General features: G+C 71.2%; 11 protein-coding genes. 8 read left to right on the forward strand and 3 right to left on the reverse strand.

What is annotated here, in order from left to right:
* Positions 1-71 precede the first annotated feature (71 nt).
* The 3 genes from pgm (at position 72) to I4J89_RS12900 (ending at position 5729) form a co-directional block, all read left to right on the forward strand.
* Positions 72-1712 (forward strand): phosphoglucomutase (alpha-D-glucose-1,6-bisphosphate-dependent), encoded by a 1641-nt coding sequence (pgm, locus tag I4J89_RS12890; RefSeq protein ID WP_196414143.1) that lies wholly within the window; start codon positions 72-74, stop codon positions 1710-1712.
* Between the two features lie 86 nt (positions 1713-1798).
* Positions 1799-4099: a putative bifunctional diguanylate cyclase/phosphodiesterase gene (locus I4J89_RS12895; RefSeq protein WP_196414144.1), complete on the forward strand. Its 2301-nt coding sequence runs from the start codon at positions 1799-1801 to the stop codon at positions 4097-4099.
* 43 nt (positions 4100-4142) lie between these two features.
* Positions 4143-5729: an MFS transporter gene (locus tag I4J89_RS12900; RefSeq protein ID WP_230858834.1), complete on the forward strand. Its 1587-nt coding sequence runs from the start codon at positions 4143-4145 to the stop codon at positions 5727-5729.
* Here the strand turns inward: I4J89_RS12900 and gnd are convergent.
* A complete protein-coding gene (gene gnd, locus I4J89_RS12905; protein WP_196414145.1) occupies positions 5657-7096 on the reverse strand; it encodes an NADP-dependent phosphogluconate dehydrogenase in 1440 nt (479 codons plus the stop codon). The two genes, I4J89_RS12900 and gnd, sit on opposite strands and share 73 nt — an antisense overlap.
* 218 nt (positions 7097-7314) lie before the next feature.
* On the opposite strand from gnd, the gene I4J89_RS12910 reads away from it, so the two are divergent.
* The 3 genes from I4J89_RS12910 (at position 7315) to I4J89_RS12920 (ending at position 10376) form a co-directional block, all read left to right on the forward strand.
* The gene (locus I4J89_RS12910) at positions 7315-7629 is read left to right on the forward strand and encodes a type II toxin-antitoxin system PemK/MazF family toxin (protein WP_196414146.1); all 315 of its coding nucleotides are present in this window, start codon (positions 7315-7317) and stop codon (positions 7627-7629) included.
* Between the two features lie 163 nt (positions 7630-7792).
* Positions 7793-9703 (forward strand): SpoIIE family protein phosphatase, encoded by a 1911-nt coding sequence (locus tag I4J89_RS12915; RefSeq protein WP_309238292.1) that lies wholly within the window; start codon positions 7793-7795, stop codon positions 9701-9703.
* A gap of 40 nt (positions 9704-9743) precedes the next feature.
* Positions 9744-10376 carry a lipoprotein gene (locus tag I4J89_RS12920; protein WP_196414148.1) on the forward strand — a complete coding sequence of 211 codons (633 nt, stop codon included), beginning with the start codon at positions 9744-9746 and terminating at the stop codon, positions 10374-10376.
* 81 nt (positions 10377-10457) lie between these two features.
* On the opposite strand, the gene I4J89_RS12925 is transcribed toward I4J89_RS12920, so the two are convergent.
* Complete coding sequence (locus tag I4J89_RS12925; protein WP_196414149.1) at positions 10458-10913, reverse strand: group II truncated hemoglobin; 456 nt, start codon at positions 10911-10913, stop codon at positions 10458-10460.
* A gap of 66 nt (positions 10914-10979) precedes the next feature.
* On the opposite strand from I4J89_RS12925, the gene I4J89_RS12930 reads away from it, so the two are divergent.
* Together I4J89_RS12930 and I4J89_RS12935 are read left to right on the forward strand one after the other, a co-directional pair.
* Positions 10980-12236, forward strand: a complete 1257-nt coding sequence (locus tag I4J89_RS12930; protein WP_196414150.1) for an erythromycin esterase family protein — start codon at positions 10980-10982, stop codon at positions 12234-12236.
* Between the two features lie 177 nt (positions 12237-12413).
* Positions 12414-13523: an alpha/beta fold hydrolase gene (locus I4J89_RS12935; RefSeq protein WP_196414151.1), complete on the forward strand. Its 1110-nt coding sequence runs from the start codon at positions 12414-12416 to the stop codon at positions 13521-13523.
* 58 nt (positions 13524-13581) lie between these two features.
* Here I4J89_RS12935 and I4J89_RS12940 read toward each other — a convergent pair whose 3' ends face one another.
* Positions 13582-14289, reverse strand: coding sequence for a class I SAM-dependent methyltransferase (locus tag I4J89_RS12940; protein WP_196414370.1), 708 nt, complete (start codon positions 14287-14289; stop codon positions 13582-13584).
* Between the last annotated feature and the right edge of the window lie 50 nt (positions 14290-14339).

Here is a 14339-nt window from a genome sequence, read left to right on the forward strand (position 1 = left end):
GGGAAAGGTTCAAGCGGGTCGTCGCTGGATACGATCCGGCACAGATCCATGCGCTCTGCGAGGAGGCCACGATGTCTGTCCACCCCCGTGCCGGCCGGCCGGCCGAACCCGCCGATCTGATCGACGTACCCAAGGTCATCTCGCGTTACTACACCGAGCACCCGGACCCCGGGCAGGCGGGGCAGCAGGTCGCGTTCGGCACCTCGGGGCACCGGGGTTCCAGCCTCCGCTGCGCCTTCAACGAGGACCACATCGCCGCGACCAGTCAGGCCATCGTCGAGTACCGCCGGGAGCAGGGCGTCGACGGCCCGCTCTTCATGGCCCGGGACACCCACGCGCTGAGCGAGCCGGCGATGATCACCGCGTTGGAGGTGTTCGCCGCCAACGACGTGACCACGCTGATCGACAGCCGGGACGGGTACACCCCGACGCCGGCGCTGTCGCACGCCATCCTGACGTTCAACCGCTCGTCCGCGCGCAAGGCGGACGGCGTGGTGGTCACTCCCTCGCACAACCCGCCGGACGACGGAGGCTTCAAGTACAACCCGCCGAACGGCGGGCCGGCCGACACCGACGCCACCAAGTGGATCCAGGACCGGGCGAACGCCCTGATCGCGGGCGGGTTGAAGGACGTCCGGCGGGTCGGCGCGGCGCAGGCCCGCGAGTCGGCGACCGTCTCCGGGTACGACTACCTGGCCACATACGTGGACGACCTGCCCTCGGTGATCGACATCGAGGCGATCCGGCGGGCCGGGGTACGGATCGGCGCCGACCCGCTCGGCGGGGCGAGCGTCGCGTACTGGGGTGAGATCGCCGACCGGCACGGCCTGGACCTGACCGTGGTCAACCCCGTGGTCGACCCGCGGTTCGGCTTCATGACCCTGGACTGGGACGGCAAGATCCGGATGGACTGCTCGTCGCCGTACGCCATGGCGTCGCTGATCGAGCAGAAGGACCGCTTCCAGATCGCGACCGGCAACGACGCGGACGCCGACCGGCACGGCATCGTCACCCCGGACGGCGGCCTGATGAACCCGAACCACTACCTCGCGGTGGCGATCGGCTACCTGTTCCGGGCCCGTACCGACTGGCCGGCCACCGCCGGGATCGGCAAGACGCTGGTCTCCTCCTCGATGATCGACCGGGTCGCCGCCGACCTGGGCCGCCGCCTCGACGAGGTGCCGGTCGGCTTCAAGTGGTTCGTGCCCGGCCTGCTGGACGCGTCGATCGGCTTCGGCGGCGAGGAGAGCGCCGGCGCCTCGTTCCTGCGCCGCGACGGCAGCGTGTGGAGCACCGACAAGGACGGCATCCTGCTCGACCTGCTCGCCTCCGAGATCATCGCCACCACCGGCAAGACGCCGAGCGAGCACTACCGCGAGCTGACCGCACGGTTCGGTGAGCCCGCCTACGCCCGGATCGACGCCCCGGCGAACCGGGAGCAGAAGGCGATCCTCGGCAAGCTGTCGCCGGAGCAGGTGACCGCCACGGAGCTGGCCGGCGAGCCGATCACCGCCGTGCTGACCAGCGCCCCGGCCAACGGCGCGGCGATCGGCGGCCTCAAGGTGGTCACCGGCTCCGGTTGGTTCGCGGCCCGCCCGTCCGGCACCGAGGACGTCTACAAGATCTACGCCGAGTCGTTCCACGGACCCGAGCACCTGGCCCGGATCCAGGAAGAGGCGCGCGCCGTGGTCTCGGCGGCCCTCGGGAGCTGATCCGGTTCCACTCAGGTTCGGGCCGGTTCCGCCGACAGGAATGCCGCAAGCACTGTGCAGACCTGGCGAGGAGCCGTACGAACCCGATGAGCGCACCCGAGACCGCCGGCTCCCGGCAGCGAGCCGGCGGGCTCACCGCCGTGGTGGTGGCCCTGGCGGCCATCGTCGCGGTACTGGTGTGGCTACTGGTGGACCCGTCCCTGCTCCACCTCGGGTACCTGGGCGGTCCGATCGCCATGGCCACGGCGGTCCTCGCCTGCCAGCGGATCGCCCGGGTGGTGCAGCTGCCGCGCCCGGTGCGGTCGTTCTGGCGCCGTATCGAGCACGCCGGCGTCTGCATGCTGGCCGCTGCGGTCATCGCGATGTTCCGGGCCAACAACGAGGCCGGGCTGTCGCCGTACGTCGGTGTGCCGCTGCTGGCCGGCGTACTGTTGCTGCTGGCCGCGTTCCTGCTGCTGCCCGGCCCGAAGCGGACCGCGGTGGGCTGGATACGAGCGCTGCTGGACGGCGCCACGGTGGCGGTCGCCAGCGCGCTGATCTTCTGGTACGTCGTGCTCGACCTGGCACCCGGGGGCACCTCGATGGTGGCCCGCACCGGGGCCGCCGTGGTGGGCACCGGCGGCATGCTGCTGCTCGTCGTGATCGGCAAGGCGGCGGCCCGGCCGCAGACCATGGTCGCCCCCGACGCGCTGCGGGTGCTGGCCCTCGCGCCGCTCGCCGCGGTCGCCGGCAACGTACTGCTGATCGCCGGTGGCGACTGGAGCCGGCTGGCGCTGTCGGTGCTGGCCATCCCGCTGGTCGCGGTCTCGATCTGCGTCGCCGCCCACCTCCAACGGCGGGCGATGACCGATCCGGAACGCCCGCAGGACGCCGCGCTCGCGCACCGCTCGCTGTTCAACCTGTTGCCGTTCCTCGCGGTCACCGCGACCGCGGTCCTGGTGATCAGCGTCAGCAGCCAGGACATGACCGGCCGGCAGCGCACCGTGATCATCGGTGCGGTCCTGATCGCCGGCTTCGTCGTGGTCCGCCAGCTGCTCAGCCTGCGGGAGAACAGCCTGGCGCTGAAGGGCATCCGCCGGCAGCAGGCCGAACTGGAGCGGCTGGCGCTCAGCGACTCGCTCACCGGGCTGCCGAACCGGGCCCGGTTCGGTGTCGCGCTGGCCGAGCGGATCGGCGCGCACCAGCCGGCCGGTGCCCTGCTGATCGACGTCGACGACTTCAAAATGATCAACGACACGCTCGGCCCGGCCGCCGGTGACCAGCTGCTCTACCAGGTCGCGCAGCGGCTGCGGCAGCACTGCGCGGCCGGCGAGATGCCGGCCCGGCTCGGCGGCGACGAGTTCGCCGTGCTGCTCCCGGCCGACGAGCCGGAGGAGGCCGAGGCGGCCGCCACCCGGCTGCTGCTGGCCTTCGCCGACCCGTTCCGGGTGGGCGACCAGACGCTGCTGCTGCACTCCAGTGCCGGTATCGCCCTGGCCGGCACCGGCGAGACCGCCGACGAGGTGCTGCGTAACGCGGACATCGCGATGTACGCGGCCAAGGAGTCCGGCAAGGCCTCCTGGGTACGCTTCGAGCCGCGGATGCGCCAGGACATGGTGAACCATGCCCGGCTGGCCAGCGAGCTGCAGAACGGCATCATCCGCGGCGAGCTGCGGCTGCTCTACCAGCCGGTGTTCGACCTGGTCACCGGCCGGCTGCACGGCGCCGAGGCACTGGTGCGCTGGCAGCACCCGACCCGCGGGTTCGTCTCGCCGGGAGAGTTCATCCCGGTCGCCGAGCGCTCCGGGCTGATCGTGCCGCTCGGCGCCTGGGTGCTGCGGGAGGCCTGTACCCAGCTCGCCAGCTGGCGTGCGGAGTACCCCAACGCGATCGAGGCGGTGAACGTCAACGTCGCCGTCCGTCAGCTGCGCGAGGCCGGCTTCGTGGACGAGGTGGCCGCGGTGCTCAGCGACACCGGGCTCATGCCGGCCAACCTGATCCTCGAGGTGACCGAGTCGTCGGTGGTCGACGGCTGGCAGGTCCGGGAGACCCTGCAGACGTTGCACGACATCGGCGTACGCCTGGCGCTTGACGATTTCGGCACCGGCCAGTCCTCGCTCAGCCTGCTGCGCGCCTTCCCGGTCGACGTGCTGAAGCTGGACAAGTCGTTCGTCGACGGGATCGCCGACGGCGAGGACCGCGGCCGCGTCGCGGTGGCCGCCGCGGTCGCCCAGCTGGCCGAACATCTCCAGCTCAAGGCGGTCGCCGAGGGCATCGAGAGCCGGGAGCAGGTGGACCGGCTGCGGGACATGGGCTACCGGTACGGCCAGGGCTTCTACATGGCCAAACCGCTGCCCGCCGCCGAGTGCGGAGCGCTGATGGCCGCCGATCCGGTCCGCGCCGCCTAAAACGGGTAGACCTCAAGACCGGTTCAGGTAATACGGTCTTGGGATGGCCGTCATCCGGGGCAACGTGAAGACCTTCTACCAGCTGCTCGGCAACACCCTGCTGGTGTCGGTCATGAATTTCACCGTCTGGTTCGCCGTCACCTTCTGGGTGTACCTGCAGACCAGGTCGGTCTTCGCGACCGGGATGATCTCCGGCATCTTCCTGGTGCTGACCGCGTTCACCGGCATCTGGTTCGGCGGCATCGTCGACGGCCACCGCAAGAAGACCGCGCTCCAGCTCTCCGCCGTGGCGTCGCTGCTGCTGTACGGTGCGGCCTTCGCGCTCTACCTGGCCGTGCCGGACGACGAGTTCCGCAAACCGGCGAGCCCCGTGCTGTGGGCGTTCGTCCTGCTGCTGATGTTCGGCGTGATCGCCGGCAACATCCGCACCATCGCACTGCCCACCCTGGTCACGCTGCTCATCGAGGAGGACACCAGGGACCGGGCGAACGGCCTGGTCGGCACCGTCTCGGGCACCACCTTCCTGGTCACCTCGGTGATCAGTGGTGTGCTGGTGGCCCTGGACGGCATGTTCTCGGTGCTGCTGCTGGCGCTGGTGGTGCTGGCGATCTCGCTGGTGCACCTGAGCTTCGTGCCGATCCCCGAGCGGGAGATCGTGCACACCGGGGACGACGTGCCGAAATCCGGTGTGGACCTGCGCGGCACGCTGCGGATCATCGCCGGTGTGCCGGGCCTGACCGCGCTGATCCTGTTCAGCACGTTCAACAACTTCCTCGGCGGCGTGTTCATGGCGCTCGCCGACGCGTACGGGTTGTCGCTGGTGTCGGTGCAGACGTGGGGTCTGCTCTGGGGTGTGCTGAGCACCGGGTTCATCATCGGCGGGCTGCTGGTGGCGCGTACCGGCCTGGGGCGCCGCCCGGTCCGGCTGCTCCTGCTGATCAACGTGGTGCTCTGGGCGATCATCATCGTGTTCCCGCTGTGGGCGTCGATCATCCCGCTGGCGATCGGCTTCTTCCTCTACATGACCCTGGTGCCGTACGCGGAGGCCACCGAACAGACCATCCTGCAGAAGGTGGTGCCGTACGAGCGGCAGGGCCGGGTCTTCGGCCTGGCACAGAGCGCCGAGCAGGCCGCCTCACCACTGACCGCGTTCCTGATCTCGCCGATCACCCAGTTCTTCTTCATCCCGTTCATGACCGACGGGGCCGGCGCCCGCACCATCGGGCCGTGGTTCGGCACCGGCGCCGACCGGGGCATGGCACTGGTCTTCGTGCTGACCGGCATCATCGGCGTGATCGCCACGTCGCTCGCCCTGATCAGCCGCCCCTACCACCGGCTCAGCCGCCGCCTGGCCGAGGAGAAGACCACCGAGCCGGCCGAGGAGAAGAGCACCGAGCCGGCCGAGGAGAAGACCGAGCCCGGTCCCGACGAGCCGCGGGGGGGGCGGGGGAGGGGGGGTGGCCGGCCCCCGGGGTGGGGAGGCGCCCACCGCCCCGGGCGCCGGCCCCCCGCGCGCCGCGTTTCTGCCTTCTTCCCCCCCCCCCCGCGACCGGTGACTCAGGCGTCGACCTCGGAACGGTCCTCGGTCGCCCAGAGGGTGTGGAACGAACCCTCCTTGTCGATCCGGTGATAGGTGTGCGCGCCGAAGAAGTCGCGCTGCCCCTGGATCAGCGCGGCCGGCAGCCGCTTGGCGCGCAGGCCGTCGTAGTAGGCCAGCGCCGACGAGAAGCCGGGCGCCGGGATGCCCTGCTGCGCGGCGGTCGCCGCCACCCGGCGCCACGCGTCCTGTGCGCCGCTGACCGCGTCCAGGAAGTACTGGTCCACGAGCAGCGTGGGCAGGTCCGGCTGCTTGTCGTACGCCTGCTTGATGAAGTCGAGGAACTTGGCGCGGATGATGCAACCGGCGCGCCAGATCTTCGCCATCGCGCCCGGGTCGATGTCCCAGCCGTACTCCTTGCTGGCCGCCTGGACCTGCTGGAAGCCCTGCGCGTACGCCACGATCTTGGAAGCGAACAGCGCCTGCTCGACGTCGGCGACCAGGTCTCCGGCGTGCGCGCCGGCCGAGGCCGACGGGCCGGGCAGGCCCGCGTCGGCGGCCGCCTTGCGCACGTCCGCGCCGCCGGACAGGGCGCGGGCGAAGACAGACTCGGCGATGCCGGAGACCGGTACGCCCAGGTCCAGCGCCGCCTGCACGGTCCAGCGGCCGGTGCCCTTCTGCTCGGCCTGGTCCAGCACGACGTCCACGAACGGCTTGCCGGTGTCCGCGTCGACCTGCTTGAGCACCTCGGCGGTGATCTCGATCAGGTACGAGCCGAGCCGCCCCTCGTTCCACTGGCCGAACACGCCGGCGATCTCCGCCGGTGACAGCCCGCCCACCTGCCGCAGCAGGTCGTACGCCTCGGCGATGAGCTGCATGTCCGCGTACTCGATGCCGTTGTGCACCATCTTCACGAAGTGACCGGCGCCGTCCGGGCCGACGTGCACGCAGCACGGCTCCCCGTCCACCTTCGCCGCGATGTCCTCGAGCAGCGGGCCGAGCGCCTCGTACGACTCCTTCGGCCCACCCGGCATGATCGACGGGCCGTGCAGCGCGCCCTCCTCGCCGCCGGAGACGCCGGCGCCCACGAAGTGCAGGCCCTTCGCCTTGAGCGCCGCCTCCCGCCGCCGGGTGTCCGCGAAGTGCGCGTTGCCCGCGTCGATCAGCATGTCGCCCTCCTCCAGCAGCGGGGCGAACTCGTCGATCACGGCGTCGGTGGCCGGGCCGGCCTTCACCATGATGACCACGCGGCGCGGGCGCTCCAGGCTCGCCACGAACTGCTCGGCGGTCTCGGCCGGCAGGAACGTGCCCTCGTGACCGAACTGCTCGACGAGTTCCTTGGTGCGGCCGTAGGACCGGTTGTGCAACGCCACGGTGTGCCCGTGCCGGGCGAAGTTACGGGCCAGGTTGCGGCCCATCACCGCCAGGCCGGTGACTCCGATCTGCGCCTTCTGCGACATCACTACGTCCTTCCTCGTTACCCGCCCGTTACGGGCCCCGCCGTCATTCTTACGGGAACCGGCCTCCCGGGGTTCGATCACGTCCACGTGGTGAACTCCGCCAGGCGCTCTGTACCGGGCGAAACACGCTGCAGGGGCGAGCGCCGGGGAGATCGGCGCGGCGGTACGCTTCCTGCCATGCCGATCCGGACCACCTGTTACCTCCGGATCCCGCAGACATGAGACGCGGCGAGATCTGGACCATCGGCGACCGCGCCGACCTGCGTTACCGCGTACTCGTACTCTCCGCCGACAGCTACAACGAGCGCGGCAACGCCGCGCCGATCTGCGCGCCCATCGTGCGCCAGCGCGGTGTCACCGAGCTCCCGCCGTACGCGGTGGCGCTGACCGAACAGGATCCGATCACCGGCGTGGTCGTGGTCAACCGGATGCGCCGGCTGCCGGCGTCCACCGGCGCGGAACGCATCGGCATGGTGACCGGAGCGAGCATGGCCCGCCTCGCTGAGGCGGTCCGCGACCTTTTCGAGCTCTGACCGACTCTTGTCGGCCGATGCCTCGGCCCCGAAAGTTCGACGCCCGACCGGGTGACCCGTGCGACGTGACGCCGCAGGCAGGGCGCGTGGGCGGATGAACGGGGGATGCCGAGCGGGTGCCCGCTGGCGTAAGCAGGAACCCGAAACGGGCGGGAGGTCGCTGGTGGGAGGTCAGGCGCACAGGCAGGCCACGAGCAGCCTGCGTCCCGGCGGGGAGTACGACTCGCCGGAGGGCGCACGCGCCGCCGTCGACCGGGCGGTCGGGCTCCTCGCCGGACGGGCGCGCTGCCGCCTCGCCGAGGCGCACCGGCACCTGCTGCGGATGGCGGCCGCGCAGCGCTGCGACGTGGCGGACGTGGCCGGCCGCGTGATCCGGCTCTTCGACAGCGGCGACCAACTCGCCGACCGGCCGCCGCCGGAGACGGTCCCGCAGCTCGTCACCGCCGCCCTGGTGAATCCCGCGGTGGTCAGCCCGGCGCCGGCACTGACCCACGCCGAGCCGCCCGGCCGCCGGTTCCGGCCGTGGCTGCGGACCGTGCAGAGCGTTCTCGACGCGCTGCCCGGCATGGCCGCGTTCTTCACCCCGGAACGCGACCAGGCCGGCCGGCTGATCGACCTGGTGTGGGCGGCCGCCACCCCGGAGGCGGTGACGCCGGACGGGCGGCGCGGTACGCAGCTGGTCGGGCAGCCGATCAGCCGGTACTACCCGCACGTCGTCGGCGAACAGCGCTGGCTGGTCTATCAGCGGGTGCTGGACACCGGTGAGCCGGCCGACCTCGGCCTGGTGCGTACCGGGGAGGCCGACCTGACCGTCCAGGCCCGGGCGCTCGGCCCCGGTCTGATGATCAGCTGGCAGCGGCGCGACGACCCGCACCGCGAGGTGGACCGGCTGGAGGGCATGGAACAGCTCGGCAACCTCGGCTGGGGCGAGTGGGACCTGGTCAGCGGCGCGGTCTACTGGTCACCGCAGCTGTACCGCATCTACGAGCGGGACCCGGCGCTCGGACCGCTCCAGGAGGACCAGGCGAAGGAGATCGAGGTCGCCGACGACCAGCCGCTGCGGACCGCCGCGCTGGAGTCGTTCCTGCGGGCCGAGCGGGTCGACATGGTCACCCGGGTGCGGATCGCCGGGCGGATCAAACACCTGCGGACGGTCGCCGACGCGGTACGCGACACCGAGGGCCGGCCGCTGCGCGTCTACGGCGTCGTGCAGGACGTCACCGACCAGCAGGCCGGTGCCGAGCGCCTCGCCGAGGTGGAGCACCAGCTCGACGAGCAGCGCCGTACGCTCGCCGCCGAGCACGACCTGGCCGCCCGCCTGCAGCGCATCATCCTGCCGATCCCCGAGGAGCCGATCGACCTGCCCGGTCTGAAGGCCGCCGTCCGCTACCTGCCGGCCGGCGACGACACCATGGTCGGCGGGGACTGGTACCACGCGGCCGCGCTGCGTGACGGCTCGGTGCTGCTGGCCGTCGGGGACGTCGCCGGCCACGGCACCCAGGCGGCGACCACGATGGCCCAGCTGCGGCACGCCCTGCGCGCGCTCAGCATCCTCACCAGCGACCCCAGCACGCTGCTGGAGCACCTCAACCGGCTGACCTGCGAGCTGGAGGCGGACACACCCGAACTGGCGGCCACCGCGGTGATCGCCCGCTTCGACCCGCGCCGGTGCGAGCTGGTCTGGGCCCAGGCCGGGCACCCGCCGCCGCTGCTCAGCCGGGACGGCCGGACCGCGCCGCTGGCCCGGCCGGCCGGGCCGATGCTCGGCGTGGTCGACGACGCCACGTACGCGGACGCGGTCACCGAGTTCCGCACCGGCGACGTGCTGCTGCTCTACACCGACGGCCTGGTCGAGCACCGGCGGCACAGCCTCGACGCCGGCCTGGACGCGGTGATCGCGACGGTGGACGACGCGGTCCGCGTGGCACCCCAGCAGCCGCTCACCGAACTTCTGGCCCGGCTGCGCCGCGCCAACCCGGACGACGACACCTGCATCCTGGCCGCCCGCCCGAGCCGCCACCTCACCCCGCGTCGCGGCCTGGCCCGGCACGCTGGGGCGACTGTCATCACCTAAAAGTTGATCTTGTCAGACCTGCCTCCTATGCTCCTGCCTCGTGAAATTCAAATCCGCCGCTCTCCTGGCGATCCCGTTGCTCGCCCTCGCCGCCTGCGGGCAGTCCGAGGAGCCCACGACTTCGCTCCCGGCTCCCGCCGCCTCCACGCCGGCCGCCACCTCCGCGGCCGCCACCTCCGCGGCCGCGGCACCGTCCGGCGGCAAGATCGGAGCGAAGGGCAGCGCCTGCAAGCTGCCGGTCGAGTTTGAGTTCGCCCAGGACTGGAAGCCCAAGGCGGTAACGGTCGACCCGGACGACGAACTGGAGGCCGCGCTGGGTAAACGGGGCGACCTGACGATGGCCTGCGAGATCGACGCCAAGCCGGCCGGCAACATCGGCTTCCTGCGGGTCTGGACCGCCAAGGTGAAGGGCCCGAAGAAGAACTTGGAGGCCTACCTGGGCAAGGACGCCATCGAGCCGGCCTACACCGATCTGAAGATCGGCGGGCGGCCGGCGGTCGAGGTGGTCTACCAGAAGAAGAGCGAGCTCGACGACAGCCTCGAGCAGGAGCGCGCCTTCGCGGTGGGCACCGGGAAGGGCACCGTGGTGGTGGTACTCGACAGCTTCGACAACGACGAGCACGAGGCCATGCTCCCCGCGTACGAGTTGGCCAAGGCCACCCTCACGGTCTGACAGCGGTCTCGCGGGCGGGCATGATCGGCGTCGCGCGCCGGCCCGCATCGGTGAGCCGCACAAGCTCGACTCGCTGGTGGACTATCGCTGAACCGGGCCGTCCCAGTCCCAGTGCGGCATCGGGGCTCCGGCCGGCACCTTCGCGTCCATCGGGAAGTACGACGCCACCTCGGCCGTCGCCGCCCGCATGTAGGCGTCCAGAGCCGCCCGCAGCTCCGGATCGGCGGGCAGCGTGGCCGCCACCGCGGCGTTGAAGCAGTCCAGGAACAGCGCCGAGAACGGATCCTCGTCGTCCACCTGGTTGGCGTGCAGCCGCAGCACGGCCTCGTGCCCGCCGTACTCCTCGGAGTAGACCGGCGGCCCGCCGAGCACCTCACCCCAGTAGTCGGCGAGCCGCTGCACGTGCTCCGGGCTGCCGCGTTTCGAGAAGGGGTGCTCGAGAACCGGATCGGCGAGGCAGCGGGCGTGGAAGTCGGTGGCGAGAGCGAGCATGGCCGGCGCGCCGCCGGCGGCTTCGTAGAGGGTCGGCCGTCCCATCGTTCGATGATGGCAGAGGAACAAAGTCGGACGTATGCCGCAGATTCGTCGGGGTACCAGCACGGAATGATCCGGTACGGGGACGAGGTGGCATCCATCGCCCGGCCGCTGCGCGACCCGGGCGACCTGGAGATCCTTCTGGATCGGGCGGCCGGCGCGCGGGTCGTCATGATCGGCGAAGCCACACACGGTACGCACGAGTTCTACGAGTGGCGCGCCGCGCTGACCCAGCGGCTGATCGCCGAGCGCGGTTTCTCCTTCGTCGCGGTGGAGGGGGACTGGCCCGACTGCCAGCGGGTGGACGCCGCGGTCCGTGGCGGAACCGATCCGCGCGAGGCGCTTGTCCGGTACGACCGCTGGCCCACCTGGATGTGGGCGAACGAGGAGACCGTCGACTTCACCTGCTGGCTGCACGAGTACAACGCGGCCCGCGCGCCGGACGACCGGGCCGGCTTCCACGGGCTCGACGTCTACTCGCTGTGGGAGTCCATGCGCGAGATCCTGACCTGGCTGCGCGAGCACGACCCGGACCTGGTGCCGGCCGCGCTGGACGCGTACCGGTGCTTCGAGCCGTACGCCGAGGACCCGAACGCGTACGGCTGGGCCACCCAGTTCGTCCCGGCGAGCTGCGAGAGGAGCGTCGTCGAGATGCTCACGACGCTGCGCGACCGCGACTTCGGGGTGTGGCAGAACGCTGAGGTCGTCGCGGGTGCGGAGGGTTACTACCGGACCATGGTGCGCGGCGGCCCGGAGGCCTGGAACATCCGGGACCGGCACATGGACCGCACCCTGGACCGGCTGCTGGACCGGTACGGCCCGGCCGCGAAAGCCGTGGTCTGGGCGCACAACACGCACGTCGGCGACGCCCGGGCCACCGACCAGTCGCAGTACGGCGAGGTCACCCTGGGGCAACTGGCCCGCGAGCGGTACGGGGACGACGAGGTGGTCCTGGTCGGCTTGGCGACGTACCGCGGCAGTGCGGTGGCCGGACCCGAGTGGGGCGCGCCGATGGAGGCGATGCCGGTGCCGCCGGCGCGGTCCGGCTCGCTCGAGGAGATCCTGCACCTGACCGCGCCGCCGTGCGGGATCTTCGTGTTCCCGCCCGCGCCGGACGGGCCGGACCTGCTCACCACCGTGCTGCCGCACCGGGCGGTGGGCGTGGTGTACCGGCCGGAGCGGGAGCGCTGGGCGAACTACGTGCCGACCGTGCTGGGGGAGCGGTACGACGCGTTCCTCTGGTTCGACGAGAGCCACGCGCTGCGGCCGCTGCACACTCTGCGGGTTGACACCCGGGAGCCGGAAACATTCCCCAGTGGAGTGTGAGCGTTCATTCGTAAAGGGTCGCTTAATTGGATCTTCTTTTTGGCGCAAACGGTGAGTACACATCGGATTCGCGGCTATGTATCTGTGTACCTGGATACGGATACACGCTGTCGTGATCAGTTTTAGGCTGTGTTCCCACCGACCAAAAAGCTCGGATTTCCCAGGGAACGGGGTGCCATGAAAACGATCGTCAGGATCCTGCTCGCCGTCTTGCTCGCGCTGGCCGGGACCGTGGCCACGACCGGCACGGCGGCGAGCGCGGCGCAACTGCCAGGCTTCGTGCTCTCCTCCTCGGCCGCTGCTCTCCCGGCTGAATTGTCACCACTGGCCACCGGCCGGCGCGTGCAGTACGTCTCCACCAACGTCAATGGCGGTTTGATCACGGCGACCGGCCTGGTCCTGACGCCGAAAACCGGAAAGCAAAACAAGATCGTCGCGTGGGGGCACGGCACCACCGGCCTCGCCGACAAGTGCGCCCCGTCCACCAATCAGGGCGTTTTCTGGGAAGAAGCCCGAATTGCCGTCGCCGAACTGCTGAGTCGCGGCTGGACCGTTGCGGCGCCCGACTACCCGGGACTCGGCACCCCGCAGCCCCACCCGTACCTGATCGGCGCCAGTGAGGGCCGCTCGCTGATCGACAGCGTGAAAGCGGCACGCAACCTCGACTCCGCACTGTCCACCCAGTACGTGGTCGACGGCCACTCGCAGGGCGGCCAGGGTGCCCTGTTCGCCAGCCAGCTCGCGCCCTCCTACGACGGGAACCTGGTGTTGCGCGGCACGGCCAGCATCGCCCCGCTCTCCAACGCCGACGTGCTCGCCCCGTTCATCCCGGGTACGCCCGCCCAGGGCTACTTCGTGATGGCCCTGTACGGCGTCAACGCCGTCGAACCCACGTTCCAGCCGTTCACGTATCTGGCCGCGCCCGCCGAGGCGAGGGTCGGAGTGCTACAGACCGGCTGCCTCTTCGAGATCCTCGACGCCTACGACGAGCTCACCGCGGCCCAGCTGGTGAACGGCGGCGTCGTGCCCGGCGCGGTCCTCAACAAGTTCCGTCAGTACCTCAACCCGGGCCAGACCTCGCCGAGCGCGCCGGTGCTGATCGTGCACGGCACCGCCGACGAGGCCGTCCCGTTCTTCCTCTCCGAGGACTATCTGGTTCCGCAGCTGAAGCAGCAGTACCCCAGCCTCTCGGTGGAGTTCGTTCCGATCCCGGGCGCCAACCACGACCAGGCGGTCATCCAGTCCGCTGACCTGGTGGCCGACTGGATCGCGGCCCGCCTCGCCTGAACCCGGCACCCGCCCCTACCCGGAGCCCGGCGGTGATCCCGCCGGGCTTCGGCCCGTTTCAGCCCGGCCGGTGCGCGACGGTCAGCCGGATCGTGGTCGTCAGCTCCGGCGGGTCCGGCAGGATCGTGGCCAGTTCGGCGAGCAGGTCAGCGCGGCCCTCCATCGGCACGCGGCGCAGCACGTCCCGCCCGGAGTGCGAGGCGATCCAGGCGACGTAGTGCTCCACGTCGCGGAACTCGCTGCGTACGGTCAGCTCTTCGGCGCGCGTACCATCAAAGCCCGCCTCAGCCACGGTGGCGCGCAACCGCGCCGCGTCCTGGAAGATCTCGGAGAGCGCGGCCTGCCGCGGTGGATCGACCGCGTGCCGCGCCACCGCCTGCATCGAGGCCCGATGGCGCGGGTCGAACTCGGCGAACGTGCTGAAGGCCAGCGTTCCTCGCGGCCGCAACAATTTCCGGTACGCGCGAAGCGCGGCACCCGGGTCCGGCAGGAAGAAGAGCAGCAGTCCCGCCGTGACCACGTCGAAGCTCGACTCCGGGAAGTCCGGCGCCTGCGCGTCGCCGACCGCCACCTCGACCTGTGGCAGCCCCGCCGCGTCGGCCCGGGTCAGCTCCACCATCGCCGGCGCCAGATCGATCCCGGTGACCCGTCCCCGCGGCCCCGCTGCCCGGGCCGCCGGGAAGAGCACCGCACCGCGCCCGCAGCCCACGTCGAGGACCCGGTCCCCGGCCCGGATCCCGGCCGCGGCGGCCAGCGCCACACCCATCGGGGTGAAGAACTCCACCCCTAGCTGATCGTATTCGGCCGCCGCCTCAT

This window comes from Actinoplanes aureus (assembly GCF_015704865.1).
GTDB lineage: Bacteria > Actinomycetota > Actinomycetes > Mycobacteriales > Micromonosporaceae > Actinoplanes > Actinoplanes aureus.